General features: G+C 65.3%; 18 protein-coding genes. 7 read left to right on the plus strand and 11 right to left on the minus strand.

The features are described from left to right. Positions 1–82 precede the first annotated feature (82 nt). From ACOJSI_RS02165 to ACOJSI_RS02190, 6 genes are all read left to right on the plus strand, one after another. A complete protein-coding gene (locus ACOJSI_RS02165) occupies positions 83–1,024 on the plus strand; it encodes a LysR substrate-binding domain-containing protein (RefSeq protein WP_420136613.1) in 942 nt (313 codons plus the stop codon). A 180-nt stretch (positions 1,025–1,204) separates the two neighbouring features. Continuing rightward, positions 1,205–1,621 (plus strand): nuclear transport factor 2 family protein, encoded by a 417-nt coding sequence (locus tag ACOJSI_RS02170; RefSeq protein ID WP_420136614.1) that lies wholly within the window; start codon positions 1,205–1,207, stop codon positions 1,619–1,621. A 61-nt stretch (positions 1,622–1,682) separates the two neighbouring features. Next, positions 1,683–2,459, plus strand: a complete 777-nt coding sequence (locus tag ACOJSI_RS02175; RefSeq protein WP_420136615.1) for an alpha/beta fold hydrolase — start codon at positions 1,683–1,685, stop codon at positions 2,457–2,459. A gap of 187 nt (positions 2,460–2,646) precedes the next feature. Next, positions 2,647–3,159: a 2Fe-2S iron-sulfur cluster-binding protein gene (locus tag ACOJSI_RS02180; protein WP_420136631.1), complete on the plus strand. Its 513-nt coding sequence runs from the start codon at positions 2,647–2,649 to the stop codon at positions 3,157–3,159. Further along, positions 3,156–4,145 (plus strand): FAD binding domain-containing protein, encoded by a 990-nt coding sequence (locus ACOJSI_RS02185; protein ID WP_420136616.1) that lies wholly within the window; start codon positions 3,156–3,158, stop codon positions 4,143–4,145. The genes ACOJSI_RS02180 and ACOJSI_RS02185 overlap by 4 nt, the downstream gene beginning before the upstream one ends. Next, positions 4,142–6,373 carry a xanthine dehydrogenase family protein molybdopterin-binding subunit gene (locus tag ACOJSI_RS02190; protein WP_420136617.1) on the plus strand — a complete coding sequence of 744 codons (2,232 nt, stop codon included), beginning with the start codon at positions 4,142–4,144 and terminating at the stop codon, positions 6,371–6,373. Before ACOJSI_RS02185 ends, ACOJSI_RS02190 begins: the two co-directional genes overlap by 4 nt. Positions 6,374–6,532: 159 nt before the next feature. Here the strand turns inward: ACOJSI_RS02190 and ACOJSI_RS02195 are convergent, their stop codons facing one another. The 7 genes from ACOJSI_RS02195 to pqqA are packed head-to-tail and all read right to left on the minus strand — an operon-like array spanning position 6,533 to position 11,944. Beyond that, positions 6,533–7,876 (minus strand): MFS transporter, encoded by a 1,344-nt coding sequence (locus tag ACOJSI_RS02195; protein ID WP_420136618.1) that lies wholly within the window; start codon positions 7,874–7,876, stop codon positions 6,533–6,535. Beyond that, positions 7,873–8,835 (minus strand): prolyl aminopeptidase, encoded by a 963-nt coding sequence (gene pip, locus ACOJSI_RS02200; RefSeq protein WP_420136619.1) that lies wholly within the window; start codon positions 8,833–8,835, stop codon positions 7,873–7,875. Before pip ends, ACOJSI_RS02195 begins: the two co-directional genes overlap by 4 nt. Positions 8,836–8,842: 7 nt before the next feature. After that, on the minus strand, positions 8,843–9,907 hold the full coding sequence (gene pqqE, locus ACOJSI_RS02205; RefSeq protein WP_420136620.1) for a pyrroloquinoline quinone biosynthesis protein PqqE: 1,065 nt from the start codon (positions 9,905–9,907) through the stop codon (positions 8,843–8,845). 17 nt (positions 9,908–9,924) lie between these two features. Next, on the minus strand, positions 9,925–10,197 hold the full coding sequence (gene pqqD / locus ACOJSI_RS02210; RefSeq protein WP_420136621.1) for a pyrroloquinoline quinone biosynthesis peptide chaperone PqqD: 273 nt from the start codon (positions 10,195–10,197) through the stop codon (positions 9,925–9,927). Beyond that, the gene (gene pqqC, locus ACOJSI_RS02215; protein ID WP_420136622.1) at positions 10,194–10,934 is read right to left on the minus strand and encodes a pyrroloquinoline-quinone synthase PqqC; all 741 of its coding nucleotides are present in this window, start codon (positions 10,932–10,934) and stop codon (positions 10,194–10,196) included. The genes pqqD and pqqC overlap by 4 nt, the downstream gene beginning before the upstream one ends. Next, entirely contained in the window at positions 10,931–11,833 is a 903-nt protein-coding gene (gene pqqB, locus ACOJSI_RS02220; protein WP_420136623.1) for a pyrroloquinoline quinone biosynthesis protein PqqB, read from the minus strand. Before pqqB ends, pqqC begins: the two co-directional genes overlap by 4 nt. Positions 11,834–11,842: 9 nt before the next feature. Then, a complete protein-coding gene (gene pqqA, locus ACOJSI_RS02225; RefSeq protein ID WP_420136624.1) occupies positions 11,843–11,944 on the minus strand; it encodes a pyrroloquinoline quinone precursor peptide PqqA in 102 nt (33 codons plus the stop codon). Between the two features lie 156 nt (positions 11,945–12,100). Here pqqA and ACOJSI_RS02230 point away from each other — a divergent pair, with 156 nt between their 5' ends. Next, a complete protein-coding gene (locus tag ACOJSI_RS02230) occupies positions 12,101–13,138 on the plus strand; it encodes a cupin-like domain-containing protein (RefSeq protein WP_420136625.1) in 1,038 nt (345 codons plus the stop codon). Between the two features lie 21 nt (positions 13,139–13,159). On the opposite strand, the gene ACOJSI_RS02235 is transcribed toward ACOJSI_RS02230, so the two are convergent. The 4 genes from ACOJSI_RS02235 to ACOJSI_RS02250 form a co-directional block, all read right to left on the minus strand. Beyond that, positions 13,160–14,176: a cupin-like domain-containing protein gene (locus ACOJSI_RS02235; protein ID WP_420136626.1), complete on the minus strand. Its 1,017-nt coding sequence runs from the start codon at positions 14,174–14,176 to the stop codon at positions 13,160–13,162. Then, on the minus strand, positions 14,173–15,687 hold the full coding sequence (locus ACOJSI_RS02240) for a tryptophan halogenase family protein (RefSeq protein ID WP_420136627.1): 1,515 nt from the start codon (positions 15,685–15,687) through the stop codon (positions 14,173–14,175). Before ACOJSI_RS02240 ends, ACOJSI_RS02235 begins: the two co-directional genes overlap by 4 nt. Further along, positions 15,684–17,279 carry a tryptophan halogenase family protein gene (locus ACOJSI_RS02245; protein ID WP_420136628.1) on the minus strand — a complete coding sequence of 532 codons (1,596 nt, stop codon included), beginning with the start codon at positions 17,277–17,279 and terminating at the stop codon, positions 15,684–15,686. Before ACOJSI_RS02245 ends, ACOJSI_RS02240 begins: the two co-directional genes overlap by 4 nt. Next, positions 17,276–18,718: tryptophan 7-halogenase (locus ACOJSI_RS02250; RefSeq protein WP_420136629.1), on the minus strand; the 1,443-nt coding region annotated here is incomplete at its 5' end. The genes ACOJSI_RS02250 and ACOJSI_RS02245, both read right to left, overlap by 4 nt.

Here is an 18,718-nt window from a genome sequence, read left to right on the forward strand (position 1 = left end):
TCCCGAGTGTGAGGTTCTGCCATCATCATCACCTCTCCCGTTCCGGCACCGCCTGGGACGTAGGAACACCTAAGGAGAAGACTTGCTGTTCGACGGTAGGATAATTGCGGGGATCACCGTGTTCGTCGCGGTGGCCCGCGCGGGCAATTACGCACGGGCGGCCGAACAATTGGCGCTGTCGCGCTCAGGCGTCGCCAAGGCGATCGGTCGGCTGGAAGAACGCACTGGCATGCGGCTGTTCGATCGCAATGCGCGCGCCATCAAACTGACCGATCAGGGCCGCACCTTTCTCGACGAAGCAACGCCCATGCTCGAGGCATTGGGCCGGATCGCGACACCCGCCACACCTGCCAATATCCGGGGGCGCTTGCGCATATCGACCGATGGCGCGCTCGGCCCCTATCTGCTGATCCCGATCCTGCCCGAATTCCTGGCCGAAAACCCACAGGTGAAGATCGATCTGCTGGTCCGAGACCGGGTCGATAATCTGCTGCTGGAAGGTGTGGACGCGGCCATCCGGTTCGGCGAACCCAAATCGCGCGACCTCGACAAACGCCCCCTGTTGCGCAGCCGGGTCGTGACGTGCGCGAGCAAGGCCTATGTCGAGCAGCATGGCAGACCGACCAGCCCCCGGGACGTGCTCGACAACCACCGCTGCATTCGCATGTTCGACGAGGTGACGGGGAAGCCGCACATCTGGAACTTCGTCGATGCTCAGGGGGAACAGCAGCCGATCGCACCGGATTGCGGCCTGACGCTCAACGACGCGGCGTCGCTGATCGCGGCGGCGCTCAGCGATATGGGTATCGTTCGGCTGCTGGATTGCGTCGCGGCAGAGTATCTGCGGGACGGTCGGTTGGTCGAAGTGCTGCCGGAGTGGAACAACCTCTATTGGCCGTCCTTCATCTATACCCCGATAGACAGCCACAAATCCGTGGCGATCGACGCGTTCACGCGCTTCGTGCGCAGCCGGCTCGAACAAGGCGGCACAATGCCGGATGCCGCGCGCGGCCCTTCTCGCTAGCGAGAACGCACTTCCGCGCAGGCGCGACATTTCGGACACGAACCGTTCGCGGCTAACGGGGTTGGGCATGGCGGTGCCGTCACGAAGGAGCCCGCCTTGCGCCCCCAACTGCTGCCGCTCTCCGCTGTTCTGCTCGCGATGGCCGCGCCAATCCCATCGATTGCTCAGGACATCAGACCGATGCCGACGAACGTTCAGACCGCAAACCGCGCGCTCATCCAGGATGCCTTTACCCGTTGGGGCGCCGGCCAGTTCGACATCTTCAACCTGCTGTCCGATGATGCCGTCTGGCACATCACCGGGCAGGATCCGGATATCGCAAGGACGTATCCCTCACGCCAGGCCTTGCTGGACGCAACCTCGTTCCCGCTGAAGGCGCGCCTGGCGGGGCCATTGAGGCCGACCGTCCGAAAGATCTGGGCCGATGGCGATGACGTGCTGGTCCATTGGGACGGCGTGGCCGCGTTCCGGGACGGTTCGGAATATCGCAACACCTATTTGTGGGTGATGACGGTACGGGACAGCCGCGTCGTGGCGGTCACCGCCTTCCTCGACAATGCCGCGTTCAAAGCGGCGCTCGCGAAACCCGCCGGGTGACCGCCCTTCACTTCCATCCACGAGGCGCGCCATCACGCGCGCTCTGCACAGGAGAATGACAATGAACCGATTGATTGCCGGCGGCCTTGCGTTCGCCACTGCTCTGCTCGGTAACACGGCCGAGGCGCAGACGACCAAGCCGACGATCGTGCTGGTCCATGGTGCATTCGCGGATTCGTCGAGCTGGAATGGGGTGACCCCCCTTCTTCAGCGCGACGGCTACACTGTGATCGCCGCGCCGAACGCGCTGCGCGGCGTCCGTACGGACGCCGCGATTGTAGCCGATCTTGTCCGGAGTATCGACGGCCCGGTCGTTCTGGTCGGCCATTCCTATGGCGGGTCGGTCATCAGCGAAGCCGCACACGGCCGCCCCAATGTGAAGGCGCTTGTGTTCGTATCGGCCTTCGCGCCCGACGCCGGAGAAACTGCGCTGGCACTCACGGGTAAATTCCCGGGCAGCACGCTTTCGACAGCCCTTGCGCCGCCGGTAGATCTCACCGGCGGCGGGAAGGATCTCTACATCCTTCAGGCGAAGTTTCACGATCAGTTCGCCGCTGACGTACCGGCCGCTGCTGCCCGGCTGATGGCGGTGGGTCAGCGGCCCGTGACACAAGCCGCGCTAGCCGAACCGTCGACCGCGCCCGCCTGGAAGGGGACGCCGTCCTGGTTCATCTATGGCGACAAGGATAAGAATATCCCGCCCGCTGCAATGGCCTTCATGGCGGAGCGCGCCCACGCCAAACAGACGGTCGTGGTGAAAGGCGCCTCGCACGTCGTGATGGTGTCGCACCCCGCCGAGGTGGCGACCCTCATCGAGCGTGCAGCCACCACGCACTGACCTTCGGCCCGGCGCCCGCCAGATCCGCGCGGTGCCGGGCCACCCCGAAGATGAGGTGATCGCATCCCCACAGTCACCATTGCGCCGACAAATTGGCGCGCATGGTTGGGCGGCGGATGTGCGATCCTGACGCTGGAAGATCAAAGGAGCGCGTGTGAACTGGATCGAAGCTGATGCCGGCGTCGAGCTGACCCTGAACGTCAACAATGTTCCGCGCACGATGACGGTCGACGCGCGCGTGACGTTGCTCGACGCACTGCGTGAACATCTGCAGCTGACCGGAACGAAGAAGGGTTGCGATCACGGCCAATGCGGTGCCTGCACGGTGTTGGTGAACGGGCGTCGGATCAACAGCTGTCTGACGCTTGCGGTAATGCATTGTGACGATGCGATCGTCACAATCGAAGGTGTCGGTTCTCCTGACGACCTGCATCCGCTGCAGGCTGCCTTCATAGAAGCCGACGGCTTTCAGTGCGGCTATTGCACGCCTGGCCAGATCTGCTCGGCGCTAGGCATGCTGAACGAGGTGGATGCGGGCTGGCCCAGCCACGTCAGCGAAGAAGTCGTCGATCAGCCTACCCTCAGCAGGGGCGAGATACAGGAACGGATGTCCGGGAATATTTGCCGCTGCGCCGCCTATCCGCGCATCGTCCAGGCGATCGCGACCTATGCCGACGCGCGCGAGGGAGAAGCGGCATGATCGCGTTCGACTATATCCGCCCTGCATCCACCGCGGCCGTGGTGGATGCGACGCGCGATCGTCCGAACGCGCGCTTCATCGCCGGCGGCACCAATTTGCTGGATCTCATGAAATTGGGTGTGGAGCGGCCGGCCCACCTGATCGACATCGGCGCGCTTGATCTGCGCCGCATCGAAGAAACGGCCGAGGGCGGCCTTCGCATCGGCGCGCTCGTGACCAACGCCGAACTTGCCGCCGACATGCGGGTGCGCAGCCGCTATCCGGTCCTGGCGCGCGCCATTCTGGCTGGCGCTTCCGCGCAATTGCGCAACAAGGCCACGACGGCGGGCAATCTGCTGCAGCGGACGCGTTGCTTCTTCTTCTACGACCCCGCATCACCCTGCAACAAGCGCGATCCGGACAGCGGCTGTGCCGCCATCGGCGGGTTCAACCGCATCATGGCGATCCTGGGCACGTCGCCCAAATGTATCGCCTCTCACCCCTCGGACATGGCAGTGGCGATGCGGGCTTTGGACGCTCGCGTGGAGACTATTCGAACAGGCGGCGAAGGCAAATCGCTGACGCTCGACGACCTCTATCGTCTGCCGGGCGATACGCCGCATATCGAGACCCGGCTGGAACCGGGCGAACTGATCACCGCCGTCACGCTGCCGCCACCGCTCGGCGATCGCCAATTCTATCGCAAAGTCCGCGACCGCGCCTCCTATGCCTTCGCATTGGTGTCTGTCGCCGGGATCATCAGCATTCAGGATGGCCGGATTGCGGCGGCGGCGCTCGCATTCGGGGGCGTCGGCACGATGCCCTGGCGGGATCGTAATGCCGAACGGCTGATGATCGGCGAAGCGCCAAGCACGGCTCTGTTCGGGCGCGTGGCGGATCACATTCTGGCCGGCGCCGAAAGTTACGGCGCCAATGATTTCAAGATTCCCCTGTTCAGGCGAACGCTCATTGCCTGCCTTATGGCGCAGGTCGGAGAGACGGCATGATCAAGTCCAGCATCACGATGGATGCACCGTTCGAACACAGCCTGCTCGACACGGCGCAGAAGCCGCATGTCGGGACGGCGCGGAGCAGGATCGATGGACCGCTCAAGGTGTCCGGCCGCGCTGCCTATGCGGGTGAGCATTTCCCGGACGGTCTCGCCCATGGCGTGCTGATCCGCGCACCGTTCGGCAAAGGCCGCGTGACTGAGCTTGATGCCACCACGGCAAAAACCATGCCCGGCGTTCTTGAGGTCATCACCGACGAGCGGCTGATCCGCAACGGCGGCGATTTCGCCGGTGACGCAGCGCCCCCCCAAGGGGTGAGTGACGTCGTTTATTTCGGTCAGCCCGTCGGCGTCGTCGTCGCCGAGACGTTCGAACAGGCGCGCGCTGCCGCGCTGACGGTGGAGGTCGCGTTCGAGGCCGCGAATGACGGCCTGTTCGACATGGATGGAGCGCTCGACACGGCGGAACCGCCGACGAACGACATATTCGGGCTGTTCCTCATTCATACTGAGCAAGGCGATGTGGATCAGGCGATGCACGGCGCAAAGGCGCATGTGGATGGCGTTTGGACCACACCGAGCCAAAGCCATTCCGCGATGGAGCCGCACAGTGCCATCGCGATGTGGCAGGATGATCGACTGACCCTCTACGCGTCCAGCCAGGCGCCCGCCATGGCGCGCGACCAGCTGGCGAGCGTGCTTGGCGTCCAACCGGACAAGGTGCGCATCCAATCCCCCTTTGTCGGGGGCGGCTTTGGCGGCAAGCTCGGCCTGATGCCGGAAACGGCGGCGGCCGCGATCGCGGCACAGCATGTCGGTCGGCCGGTCAAGATCGCGCTGACGCGACAGAATGTGTTTGAGATTACCGGGCGGCGTCCGGCAACCTGGCAACGCATGCGGCTCGGCGCGGACGACGCGGGTAAAATGGCAGCCATCGGCCATGAAACGATCACCGACCAGCTTGCGGGCGAGATCTTTTTCGAGCCCGCCGGCATCGCCTCGCATCTGCTCTACGAAGGCGAGAACCGCCTCGTCGATCACAAGGTCGTGCGCGTCAACAAGCTGCTCGCCGTATCGATGCGCGCACCGGGCGAAGCGGTCGGCCAACTCTCGCTGGAATGCGCGATGGACGAGCTGGCCGAACAGCTAGGTCTCGATCCGGTCGAACTGCGTCTGCGCAACGAACCGGAACGCCATCCCGAAGAGGGCATGCCCTTCTCCAGCCGGTCCCTTGCCGAATGCCTGCGGACGGGCGCGGAGCGCTTCGGCTGGGCCGGCCGCAATATGCGGCCAGGCGGCCTGCGTCAGGGTGAGTGGCTGATCGGCCATGGCATGGCTGCGTCCGCGCGCGGAAACCTGTTCGGGCCCAGCACGGCACGCGTGCGGATCCAGCCCGATGGTCAGGTCCTCGTCGAAACCGAAATGACGGACATCGGCACCGGGACCTATACGATCCTGGCGCAGATCGCCGCCGATTTGCTGGGTGTGTCGATCGACCGGATCATGGTGCGGCTGGGCGACACTGATCAACCGCGCAGCGCTGGATCAGGCGGCAGCTGGGGCGCCGCCACCGCGGGATCGTCTGTCTATGCCGCATGCAGCAAGTTGCGCGAGATGCTTGCCGAAGCGGCGGGCGTTCCTGCCGACAAGGCCAGCTTTGCCGACGATGCCCTGCTTGCCGACGGCCAGCGCCATCCGCTGCAAAGCCTGGTCGGCGACGGCATGGAGGTGGAAGGCGACGTTGCGCCCGGCGAGAGCAACAAGCGCTTCAGCCAGGCCTCCTACGGTGCACATTTCTGCGAGGTGCGCGTCAACGTGACGACCGGCGAGGTGCGCCTGACGCGCTGGACCAGCGTTCTTGCCGCCGGACGCATCATCAACACCAAGACGGCCACATCGCAGGCGATCGGCGGCATCGTCTTCGGTATTGGCGGTGCCCTCACCGAGGAGCTGGTGCACGATGCCCGCACCGGCAAAGTCGTCAATCGGGACCTCGGGGAATATCATGTGCCGGTGCACGCGGACATTCCGGACATCGACGTGCTGTTCCTGGAGGAGCGCGACCCTGTCGCCAATCCGCTGCTCGCGAAGGGCGTGGGCGAGTTGGGAACATGCGGCTCGGGTGCGGCCGTCGCCAACGCCATCTACAACGCCACCGGCGTGCGGGTGCGAGAGTTCCCCATCACGCTGGACAAGCTGCTGCCGGCGCTCCCGGATCTCGGATGAGGTGCGCCGGTTGGACGGCTGATATCCTCTCCCATCCGAAGGCCATGCGGATGCCACATCCGCTGAGACGGGGATCAGCCGCTTCAACTGCCTTTGCAGAGGCAGAGGCTTAGCCCGTCGCGGAAGCACGGGGACATAGGCGCGCCCCTTGTGCTGGGATCAGCGACGGACCGCGCAGGATGCCGCCAGCAGCGCGCAGACTGCACCGGCGAGGAGCGCACCCAGCGAAAGCGGACCTGACAGGAGCAGGACAGTCGACGCGATCAATGCGCCGACAGTCTGCCCGATCAGGCGGCACTGGGCCAGCATGCCACCGGCCGCGCCGGCACGGTCAAGTGGCCCGGTTCGCAGCATCACATTGTTGTTGGGTGCCTGGAAGAGGCCGAAGCCGGCCCCGCTTATCGCCATCGCAAGCGCGACCACCCACAAGGCTGCACCAGTTGCGATCACCAAAGCAATAAGCCCAAGCATCCCGGCCAGAAGCATCAACCCGACCGCGCTCATCCAGCCTGCCCAGCCGGCGTCGGCAAAGCGGCCTGCCCATGGAGACACGAGCCCGAGCGTGATCGGCATCGGCAGGACGATCATCCCAACCTGCGCCGCCTGGAGTGCCCGCCCATGCTCCAACAGGAAGGGCAGCGAGACGAGCAAGCTCATCTGCGCGGCAAAGGCGGCGATCGAAGCGCCATAGGCATAACGCAGCGGCGCGAGCCGCATCAGATCGAGCGGCAGCAAGGGGCGTTTTGAGAGGCGTGCGCGCCGCACCACGGTCACCGCGAGCACGGCGCCTAACGCCCCGAGAGCGGCGCCACTTTCCCAGCCGCCCTCATGGCTGATGGTGGAGGCGGCAAGAAACAATGTCGCGAACATACCGGCGTTCAGCACAGCCTCAACGACATCGAACCTGTCGGTTTCGGTCGCGGGGCGAGGCGCAAAGCGGACGGACAGCAGCAGCGCGACAAGGCCGAGAGGTATGTTGATCATGAACAGCCACGGCCAGCGTGCATAAGCCAGGATCAGCCCAGCGAGACCCGGTCCGGCTGCCGCAGTGCAGGCGATCACCATCGCATTATAGCCGATGCCGCGCCCCAACATGGCCTTGGGCCAGACATAGCGGATCAGCGCGCCGTTGACGCCCATCATCCCGGCCGCGCCAAGGCCCTGCACGAAGCGCGCTGCGGCAAGGAAGGTCAGGTTCGGCGCCAGCGCGCACGCCAGCGACATCGCGATGAACAGCAGCAAGCCGCCGCTATAGATTTGCCGATAGCCGTAGCGTTCTCCCAACGCGGCGGCGGGGAGCAGGCTCATCACGATCGCAATCTGATAGGCGGTGACGACCCAGACGGTGTCGGCGGGGTTGCTCGCCAAATCCTTCGCGATCGTCGGAAGGGCGACGTTGGTCACCGAGCTGTCGAGTACCGACATGCCCATTCCGATCCAGAGCCCGGCCAGCGCCCAATAACGGCGTGGCGGCGGCAGCCCGTCCACGCGCGGCGGGCTCACTCTGCCGGCGATCGGGCGTAATCGTCGGTCGCGCGGATCAATTGATCCAGAATGCCTGGCTCGGAAAAGGCATGGCCCGCATCCTCGATCAGGTGGAAGCGCGCTTCTGGCCACGCCTTGTGGAGCTCATAGGCGGTGCGGGTCGGACAGGCCATGTCATAGCGTCCCTGCACGATCGTGCCGGGAATGCCGCGCAGCCGATAGGCATCGCGCAGCAGCTGGTTTTCCTCGAGCCAGCCATGATGCACGAAATAATGGTTTTCGATCCGGGCGAAGGCGAGCGCGAAATGCGGATCGCCGAAGCCGGCCGCCATCGTCGCGTCCGGCAGGATCGTCAGCGTCCGCCCTTCCCAGAGCGCCCAGGCTTTCGCCGCCTCCAAGCGTTGCTCCTCATCCTCTCCGACCAGTCGGCGACGATACGCCGCGCGCAGATCGCCGCGTTCCTCTTCCGGGATCGGCGCCAGGAATTCGTCCCATTTTTCGGGATGCACTTCGGAGGCGCCGAACTGATAATACCAGTGGAGCTCGCTCTCCCGCACCGTGAAGATCCCGCGCAGCACCAGCTCGCTGACACGCTCCGGGTGCGTTTCCGCGTAAGCCAGCGCCAACGCAGAGCCCCAAGAGCCGCCGAAGACCAGCCATGTCTCCACGCCTGCATGTTGGCGCAGCCGTTCGATGTCGGCGACCAGATGCCAGGTCGTATTCGCATCCAAGCCAGCATGGGGCGTCGATCGCCCACAACCGCGCTGATCGAATAGAAGCACGTCGTAGCGGTCTGGATCGAACAAGCGCCGATGCGCTGGCGATATGCCGCCGCCGGGGCCGCCGTGCAGGAACACCGCGGGCTTCGCACCCGGCGTGCCGCTGCGCTCATAGTAAAGGACGTGGCCGTCGCCGACGTCCAGCATGCCGGTCTCGTACGGCTCGATCGGCGGATAGAAGGTGCGCAAGTCTGTCATGCGCCTGCTATTGCAGACGACGGGGTACCAATTCCAGTGAAGAGGATGCCGCCGCCCGGTCGACCGCTTGCTCCATCAGATAATTGTCAGGCGAACGCTGGCAGGCTGGATCGGTGCGCGCCGCATCTCCGGCCAGGGCGAGCGCCTGGCAGCGGCAACCACCCCAATCGATCTCGCGCCGATCGCAGGATCGGCAAAGCTCCGGCATCCAATCGGTCCCCCGGAAACGCGCGAAGGCATCCGACCGCCGCCAGATCTCATCCAGCGACTCATCGCGCACCGACGGGAAGGTGAGGCCGGGCAGCGTCTCTGCCGCGTGGCAGGGCAGAGCTTTGCCAGACGGCGATATGTTGATGAAGCGATTGCCCCAGCCGCCCATGCATGCCTTGGGCCGCGCTGCATGATAATCCGGAACGACATAGTCGATCGCGATCCGCCCCTTCAGCCGCAGCCGCGCCGCTTCCACAATTTGGGTGGCGAATGCCAGCTGTTCCCGGCTGGGCAGTAGCGCGTCACGATTGAGCAGCGCCCAGCCATAATATTGCGTATGCGCAATCTCGATCCGCTCGGCGCCCAATGCCTCACCCAGCGCGATCATCGCCTCGACGCGTGCGACATTCTGGCGATGGATCACAAAATTCGCGGTCAGCGGCAAGCCGGCCTCGCGGATCCGGCGGGCTGCCTCCAGCTTCTTCGCATGGCCGCCGCGATAGCCGCCATAATGATCGGCCTGGGCCAGTTCGGCATCCTGGAAGCTGAGCTGGATGTGATCGATCCCGGCCGCCAGCAACCCCGCCATGGCCGCGTCGCTCAACAGGACGCCGGACGTGATGATATTAGTATAGAGGCCTGCCGCGGACGCATGGGCGACCATGTCCGACAGGTCTCGCCGCGCCATCGGTTCGCCGCCGGAGAAATGAACCTGCAGCACGCCGATGGCGGCCGCCTCGTCCAGGACGCGTAGCCATTCGCCGGTGGACAATTCGGACGCAGGGGCATCCATCTTCAACGGGTTTGAGCAATAGGCACATTGCAGCGGGCAGCGATGGGTCAGCTCCGCGATAAGCCCCATCGGCGGGGCCGGCATAATCACAATTGAACTGCGCCACGCGCGGAGAGATCCTGCAGGGCCGCTACGACGTCCGTTGCGATCACCTCACGCGGCGCATCAAAGCGGGCGGCCAGATCGTCGACGATCGCGTCGATCGAACGCACGCCGTCTACCAGCTTCAATATCTCCACGCCGATCTCGTCGGGCATGAACAGCTTCTCGGGTGCCAGCAGCACCCAGGCATCGCGAACCGTATCGAAACGGAACTTCACACCGCGCCGAAACGCGGGGACGGTCGTGCCATCGCTCATGCCGACGCCTCCGGCACGAAGGCGCCCGGCGGGATCATGCCAGGCGCGACATAGGCGAAGTAAAGGCCGTCGAGCTGACACCACAGCACGTCGCACTTGAACCGAAGCGCCGCCAGCGCCGCCTCCTGCTTCTCCGCCGTATCGGCATGGGCCTTCACATATGCTAAAGCCCAGTCGCTATCCTGCGGCGCCTGGGTCAGCCGCGGCGTGAAATAAGCCAGCGTATCCTCGGTGATGAAATCATAATGCGCCAGCATGCCCGATACGCGTTCGGCGATGATCGTCGGCGAGAAAAGCTCCGTCAGCGAGGATGCGACCGCCTCCAGCAGCGTTCGGTCGCGAACGAAATGGACATAGGCGTCCACCGCGAAGCGCGTCTCCGGCAGGATCAAGGCCGCGCTCTCCACCACGCCGCGATCGAGCCCTACCCCTTCCGCCAGCTTCAGCCAGCGTTCGATCCCGCCCGGGCTCGATCCGTCGCCATCATGATCCTCGATCCGCCGACGCCATTCGCGCCGTTCCTGCGCGGTCGGGAGGCGGGCCATCAGTGTCGCGTCCTTGGCCGGGATCGATGCCTGGTAATAATAGCGGTTGAGCGCCCACGCCTGGATCTGTCCGCGCGTTAACTTTCCGTCGTGCAACAGGCGGTGAAAGGGATGGTGGATATGGTAGCGCTCCGCCCCGATCGCACGCAGCGCGGCTTCCAGTTCGTCGGATGTACGCACCGCATCGTTCACAGCGCAAACGCCATGCCGTCTTCGGCAATCGTCCACCCGGCCGCCTCCGCCGTCGCGCGTTCGGCGCTGTCGGCGAGCAGCACCGGATTGCTGTTGTTCATGTGGATCACCACCTTGCGAAGGACAGAGATGGTTTCGAAGGCAGCGATCGTCCCGCTCGGCCCGGACAAGCTCATATGGCCCATGCGCGCGCCCGTCTTTGTGCCAAGACCAGCGACCACCATTTCATCATCGCGCCACAAGGTGCCGTCGAAGAAGAGGAGGTCGGCACCCTCGATCCGCGCGGCCAGCTCGGGCGTCATGGCCGCACAGCCGGGTATGTAGATCAACCGCGTGTCGCCGTGACGCAGTTCCAGGCCCACCGTGGTGTCGTCGACGACGATCGGTGGCGGCTCCGTCCCGCTTTCCAGATAGAGCGGCACTTTGCCCGGCACGGCGAACAGGGTCGCGCCCAGCTGATCGTCCAGCGCGAAAGGCACGTCCAGCTGCTGCGTCGTGCGGGTGACGACCGTTCGGGCCAGTACCTCGAAAATCGGATTGGCGTCCAGCACCGCGTGAATGCGCGCCGTAGCATGCAGGTCGAAGGGCTGCCGCTCGCGCAACGTCAGCAAGCCCGCGATCACATCAACATCACCGCCGGTCAGGACGACACCGGCGATCGGCGAGTGGCGCAGTCCGGATTGCGGATGCAAGGCTCGAGTCGCGTTGATCTGCTCGCGCAGATCGGGGGACGCGTTCACGACGAACCAACGCGCGCCATCGGCGCTCACCGCGATGCTGGCTTGGGTGCGGGCTTTGGCGGCGGGATCACCCCGCCTGGCACGCCGACAGCCTTCGGCATGCGAGTTCCACTGGGGGAAGCCGCCGCCGGCAGCCGCCCCCAGGACGATCACCTTCACCGCTGGGGCTTAGGCACTGATCTCCGCGCACGCATAGCAGTTGATCTCGGCGCCGAGCGCGATTTCGACGATCTTGGGAGTCTTCCACGTCATAACTCTCTCCTCACGCATGGCTCCTGGACAGCGAACATCCGGGCCACACGCAGTCATAGGCCTATCCCACGGTAATGACATAAGGATTTTGACCGACATCGGGTTGAATTTGCGCCGCGCCGGTCTTCGCCATGGCGGTGGAGTAGATGACGCTGCCCGGCTAGAGGTCCACCTGTGACGATATCCTCCGGACCTGACACGCTCGCGCGCGTTGCCGAACGCCCGGCCGTCGACGCGGCAACGTTCGAGCGCGAGGTGGCGGCGGCCTATGTCCCGGTTATCCTGCGCGGCCAGGTGCGGCATTGGCCGGCGGTTCAGGCCGGCGCAGGCGGCGATCGCGCCATGGCCGCCTATCTCGCCGGCTTTGACCAGGGCGATCCGCTCGACGTCATGATCGGCGCGCCGGAAATTGGCGGCCGCTTCTTCTACAATGAGGATCTGAGCGGCTTCAACTTCCATCGCCAGAAGGTTGCCCTGCGCCAGTTGCTTGGTGAGTTGCTGCGCTTTGCGGAAGAGGATGTCGCCGCCCCGCACGCACTCTATGCCAATGCCGCGACCGCCGCCGCGCACCTGCCGGGATGGGATGCGGACAATGTGCTGGATCTGCCAACCGGGTCCGCGTCGGCACGGTTATGGATCGGCAATGCGACGCGCGTCGCGACCCATTATGACCAGTCCAATAACATTGCCTGCGTGGTGCATGGCCGCCGGCGCTTCACCCTGTTTCCGCCGGAACAGATCGCCAATCTCTACATCGGGCCGCTCGATCACACGCTCGCCGGCCCACCGTCGAGCATGGTCGATCCGGACGCGCCCGATCTCGCGCGCTATCCCCGCTTCGCCGAGGCGCTGGCGCATGCGCAGATTGCCGATCTGGAGCCAGGCGACGCGATCTTCGTGCCCGCCATCTGGTGGCATCATGTCAGCGCGCTCGATCGGTTGAACGTGTTGGTGAACTATTGGTGGAGCTACGAAGAGACGGCATCGCCGTTTGGCGCGCTGGTGCATGCGCTGATGAGCATCCGGGATCTGCCGCCCGCGCACAAGGCGGCGTGGCGATCCTGGTTCGACCTCTACGTATTCGGGCCGGAAGCGGATCGGGCCGCGGCGCACCTGCCCGAGCAAGCGCGGGGCATCCTGGGCAAGGCCGGCCCTGCCCGCACGGAACGGCTGCGCGCTTTCCTGATCAGGCTGCTCGGCGGCCGCCCCTGATCGATCTGCGCCGCACCTCCATTACCAACGCCCGATCGCATCGAGCAGCGTGGCCCGGATCCTGGCCACGGTCGGCGGGTCGATCCGCCCCAGCACGCCGCGGGCCTCGTCCGGCAGATGTGCGGCGGGGTCGCCATCGGGCCGGAAGATCAGATGGTCGAACATCGCGCGGTACGCCGCACGCTGATCGTCGGGCAAGGCCGCGATAGCGACCAGCGCGTGCAACAAAGCGTCATAGGGGTTGGCCGCACTCGGCGGCGCCGCGTTCCACCAATAATTGACGAAGGCATTCACCGGTTCGAGCGACCGCACCGCATGCCACCAGTGAAAGGGAATGTAGATGCCGTCGCCCGGTTCCAGCGTCGCCGATTGGGCAACGGCCGCCGCCTTTGCAAAGAGCGGGAAGCGATCCAGATCGGGTGCATCCGGATCGACCATGCTCACCGGCGTTCCCGCCGGAGTCAGTTCCAGCGGCCCCATATAGAGATTTGCGATCTGATCGGGCGGGAACAGCGTAAAGCGCCGCCGGCCCATCACGACGATGCCGATATTTGCCATTAGATCATAATGAGTCGCCACGCGGATGGCATTGCCCAACCATATGCGGGGCACCACCGATGGCGGCAGGAGCGGGCAGCTATTTTCCTCCGCAAAGCCGGGCAGCAACTGTGGCAACGGCAGCGACTGGATCGCCATCGCATAGGGGCGGTCATGACCGCGATCGCGTAGCAGCCGATCGAGAAAAGGAGCGATCGGTGTCTGCCCGCGCACGAAATTCAGCCCCGTCACATCCGGCGTGTAGAAGAAGCGACCGTCGATCGTCGGTTCGCCCAGGATCGCCGATACTGGCTCCGCATTCGGACGATCGAAGCGCTTGAGATAGGCGATGCCCCCATCGACCGAGCCTCGTGCCGCGTGGACCGCCGGCCAGTCGCGCGCAATACCACGCAGGACGACGGGCCGAGTGGCAGACCGGATCTCCGTCTCGAACAGAGACCGATCGATCCTGTCGACTTCCGGAAGAGGCGCGTAGGTCATGCGAGCGCGCAGCCCTGCGTCGCCAGATACGCATCCTGCCGCGGCAGCAGCGTCGCCGTTTCCGCCACGACCCGACGGATATGATCGAGCCGCGACAAGGTCTCGGCATCGGACAGGAGGTCTGCGGCGGGATGATAGCCGCCGGGCACGATGCCCTGGCCCACCATCACCGCCAGCCAGTTTGTCTCGGTGAACAATTCGCTGCCCTCGCGGAAAATGCGCCCGTTGGCACGGAACATGGCGAGCTTCTCGGCAAGACCGGGTGGCGGCTCCAGCGTGCGGCAATAGTCCCAAAAGGCGGTGTCGGCACGCTCGGTCGCCTTATAGTGCAGGATCAGGAAATCCCGGATGTCGCGATAGTCGGTAATGTGGGCGCTATTGAAGCGGTCAATCTCCACCTGGTCGAATTGCCGGGTCGGCCAATAGGTCAGCAGCCGCGCAACGGCGGATTGGACAAGGTGGATGCTGGTCGATTCCAGCGGCTCCAGAAACCCGCCGGCCAGGCCAAGTGCGACCACGTTGCCGATCCAGGCGCGTCGGCGATGGCCAGCCGTGAACCGTAGCGGTCTCGGATCCCCCAGCGGCACACCGTCGAGATTGGCGAGCAAGGTCGCCGCCGCTTCGTCATCGCTCAGATGCGTGGAGGAATAGACATACCCATTGCCGATGCGGTGCTGCAGCGGGATACGCCACTGCCAGCCCGCCGCCCGTGCCGTCGATCGCGTCAACGGCTGTCGCAGCCCGCCGGGCGCGCAGGGCACCGCCACCGCCCGGTCGCACGGAAGCCAGTGGCTCCAATCCTCGAAACCCGCGGCCAGCTCTTCCTCGATCAGCAGGCCGCGGAAGCCCGAACAGTCGATAAACAAATCCCCTTCGATCCGCGTGCCTGCTTCCAGTATGACGGCAGCGATATGGCCGCTGTCCGGCGCCCGCTCGACCGCGACGATCCGCCCCTCGCTGCGCCGCACGCCGTTCGCCTCCGCCAGGCGGCGCAGGAAACGCGCATAGAGCGCGGCATCGAACTGAAAGGCGTATGCCAATTGGGACAAAGGGGAACCCGGCTGGTCCGCTCGGGGATGGCCGAACCGCTCCCGCAGGCCGGCAACAGCGGAGATCGAATAGGCGTCGAGCGGGGTGGTATCGCCCAGCGATCGGCCCTTCAGCCAGAAATGGTGGAACTCGATCCCCTTCATGTCGAGGCCGTAAAAGCCGAAGGGATGGACATAGCGGTGGCCGGGCCGCACCCAATCGACGAACTCGATCCCCAATTTGTAGGTTGCGCGCGTCTCGCGCAGGAATTCCGCTTCGTCGATGCCGAGCATCTTGTTGAACAGCACGATCTGCGGGATCGTTGCTTCGCCGACGCCGACGGTTCCGATCGCTTCGGATTCGACCAGCTCGATCGAAAGCCCAGGCATGTCCCCGATCACGCGCGATATGGCTGCGGCCGCCATCCATCCTGCCGTTCCCCCGCCCACGATCACCACGCGGCGGATCGCGTCGGCTCTCACAGGGGATCGGCCGAGAAGTTGAACGGCGTTTCCGACGCGAAGGAGAAAGTCGGGCCGGCATCGTCGGGCGCCGGCGCAGCCTTCGCCTGGGCCGCGCCTGCAATATGGCGCAGGAAATCGCCATGGCTGGGGAGACGACCGGCCACATCCAGATAATCGCGGCGCATCTGCTCCAGCGCGGCGGCGACCTTGTCCTCGTCCAGCGCATCGACGGCGGGCTCATAGTCGTCGGGCACGATATGTTGGCCCAGGCACACCGCCACCCAACTCGTGGTCGCAAACAACTCGCGGCCTTCGCGAAACACCCGGCCCTTGGCGCGGAACAGGTCGATCTTGCGCTGCAGGCTTTCGGGTACGTCCATCTCGCGACACCTGTCCCAGAAGGGCGTGTCGGCCCGGCGCGTCGCCTTGTAATGGAGGATCACGAAATCGCGTACGTCGGCGTAAAGATCGTGCATCTGATCATTATATTCGTCGCGCTCGATCGGGTTGAACCGGCGATCCGGAAACAGCGCGATCAGCTTGGCGATTCCCGATTGGACTAGGTGGATCGATGTCGATTCCAGCGGCTCGACAAAGCCTGAAGCCAGGCCCAGCGCGACCACATTCTTGTTCCATGCGAACGCGCGGCGGCCGGTGGTGAAGGCAAGATGGCGCGGATCCGCCAAGGGCGGGCCTTCCAGATGCGTCAGCAGCTCTCGCTCGGCCGTGCCTTGATCCAGGAAGGCGCTGCAATAGACCAACCCGTTGCCCATCCTTTCCTGCAGCGGGATGCGCCATTGCCAGCCGGTCCCACGCGCGGTGGCGCGGGTAAATGGATCCGGATCGCCCTGGTACGCGCTGGGCACGGCGATCGCCCGGTCGCAGGGAAGCCAGTGGCGCCAATCCTCATAGCCGGTCGCCAGCGTCTCCTCGATCAGCAGGCCGCGAAAGCCGGAGCAGTCGATGAACAATTCGCCCGCGACAATCTCCCCCTGATCCAGCTTCAGTGCGGTGACGTAGCCGTCGTCAGGCCGTTGGGCGACGGCCGAGACCTTGCCTTCGATCCGCCGCACCCCGTTGGCTTCGGCATAACGGCGAAGGAAACCGGCATAGCGCGCCGCATCGAAATGATAGGCGTAAAGCAGGTCTTTGACGGCCGATCGCGCGCCTTCCGCGGGAGGCGCGAACTTGCCCGCCTGCGCCGCCACCGCGCTCATCGACCAGGCCGAAATATCCTGCATCACCCGCCGCTGCCGTTCGCGCAGATACAGCTGATGAAAATGTACCCCACCCAGATCATGCCCATGCGCGCCGAACGGGTGGAAATAGCGCTCGCCTGGGCCACCCCAGTCGACGAATTCGATGCCCAGTTTATAGGTGCCGCCGGTTTCCCGAATGAATTCATGTTCGTCGATGCCGAGCATGCGATTGAACGTCAGCAGCGGTGGGATCGTCGCTTCGCCTACGCCAACCGTGCCGATCTCTTCCGATTCAACCAGCGTGATGCGCGTCACGCCATTGTTCAGGAAGCGTGACAGGGCCGCCGCCGCCATCCATCCCGCCGTACCGCCGCCGAGGATGACGACGTTGCGGATGCTATGTTCGTTCATCGGGCGAGCTGTCCTGTAAGCGTTGCATGATAGTCCTCCGCCGTTGGGCAGGCTCTGACTGCCTGCACGATAGCGGCGCGATAGGCGGCCATGGCGCGATCACTCTCCGCCGCCGGGCTGGTGTCGATCAGCGGATCGATCCGCCGCGGCAGAACGCCCTGGCCCAGCAGAATGGCTAGCCAGTCGTCGCGCGCAAATGTCTCCTCCTCGAAGAAGGGCAGCCGTCCCCGCTCGGCGAACAGCGCGAGCGTCCGCGCCAGGCTGTCCGGCACAGGCTCCGGCACGTGCCAGAAAGCGCCGGCCCGACGCGCCGTGGCGTAATGGCACAAGGTGAAGTCGCGGATCCGCATCACCTCGGCCTGCGCCTGCCGGTTATAATCCGCCGTTTCTAGCGGATGGCAGTCCCGCCCGGGGAGCATCGACACGATCCGGTCGATCGCGCTTTGCGCCAGATGGAGGTTGGTGAAGTCGAGCGGCTCGGTCACCGTGGCCGCGTCCCCCACCGCCACGCAATTGCGCGCCCACGGGTTCGGCCGGCTGCCCTGCCGGAACGGGATAGGATCAGCCGCGATCCTTCCGCCCGCGGCAGCCAACGTCGCCGCGGCATCATCATCGGTTAGGAAGGCCGCGGCATAGCATAGGCCGTGCAGCGTCCTGCCCGGTGCTGCCGTGCGCCAACGCCAGCCTGCCTCTTCGGCAATCACATGATCCAATGTCGCAAGCGTCTCCGGCGGCCCTTCCGCTTCCAGCAAGCGGTCGCAGCGCAGCCAGCCGCGCCAATCGTCCCAGTCCGCATCGATCGCGCCGCGCACGACGCCGCCCGGTCCGCTGGCGTCGACGAACAGGTCGGCGGCCAGCGTGCTGCCATCCTTTAAAAGGAGCGCGTCGATATAGCCGTCCTCGCCTCGCAGCCGGACCTCCGCCACCTCGGCATCGCGCAACATGACCCCGATATGCCGCCCGAACGCCGCCAGCATCGCCTGATACCGCCCGACATTCAGCACCAACCCAGGCTGGACGCTCGCAAGAATGCCGCTGGCTGCTGCCCCCGCGGCCATGCGGCCGGCCCGGGCCAGCATCGCCGCGGGCGCATGCGCATCGAACGGCGCTGCGCCGCCCGCGCGGGCGGCGCGGGCCCAATGATGATGAAAGGAAGCGGTGCCGAAGGGCTGACCATAAGCGCCATAGGCGTGGACATAGGCCGGCAGCCCATCCACCCACCCGTCGAACAATGTACCCAGCCGCCAGGCGCCCCCCGCGCGCAGCACCGCATCCTCTTCGCCGAGCCCCAGATCGTCATGGAAGCCGATCGTCGACGGCAGCGTGTGCGACATGCGATCGGCCAGCGCGTCGGGCGGCGGCGGCGTGGTGTCGATCGTCACCGCAAGATCCGGCACGCGCCCGCGCAGCGCCCCCGCGGCCGCCCCCCCCCCCAACCC

Origin of the sequence: Sphingomonas sp. (assembly GCF_048595155.1) — a bacterium.
In the GTDB taxonomy this organism is placed as follows: Bacteria; Pseudomonadota; Alphaproteobacteria; order Sphingomonadales; family Sphingomonadaceae; genus Sphingomonas_I.

Excerpts from the sequence above, each read along its gene's own strand:
- pqqE (WP_420136620.1), bottom strand. The coding sequence starts at position 9,907 with ATGGGGCTTATCGCGGAGCTGACCCATCGCTGCCCGCTGCAATGTGCC.
- pqqA (WP_420136624.1), bottom strand. The coding sequence starts at position 11,944 with ATGCGTGAGGAGAGAGTTATGACGTGGAAGACTCCCAAGATCGTCGAA.
- pip (WP_420136619.1), bottom strand. The coding sequence starts at position 8,835 with ATGACAGACTTGCGCACCTTCTATCCGCCGATCGAGCCGTACGAGACC.
- ACOJSI_RS02190 (WP_420136617.1), top strand. The coding sequence starts at position 4,142 with ATGATCAAGTCCAGCATCACGATGGATGCACCGTTCGAACACAGCCTG.
- ACOJSI_RS02235 (WP_420136626.1), bottom strand. The coding sequence starts at position 14,176 with ATGACCTACGCGCCTCTTCCGGAAGTCGACAGGATCGATCGGTCTCTG.
- ACOJSI_RS02245 (WP_420136628.1), bottom strand. The coding sequence starts at position 17,279 with ATGAACGAACATAGCATCCGCAACGTCGTCATCCTCGGCGGCGGTACG.
- ACOJSI_RS02185 (WP_420136616.1), top strand. The coding sequence starts at position 3,156 with ATGATCGCGTTCGACTATATCCGCCCTGCATCCACCGCGGCCGTGGTG.
- pqqD (WP_420136621.1), bottom strand. The coding sequence starts at position 10,197 with ATGAGCGATGGCACGACCGTCCCCGCGTTTCGGCGCGGTGTGAAGTTC.
- ACOJSI_RS02170 (WP_420136614.1), top strand. The coding sequence starts at position 1,205 with ATGCCGACGAACGTTCAGACCGCAAACCGCGCGCTCATCCAGGATGCC.
- ACOJSI_RS02175 (WP_420136615.1), top strand. The coding sequence starts at position 1,683 with ATGAACCGATTGATTGCCGGCGGCCTTGCGTTCGCCACTGCTCTGCTC.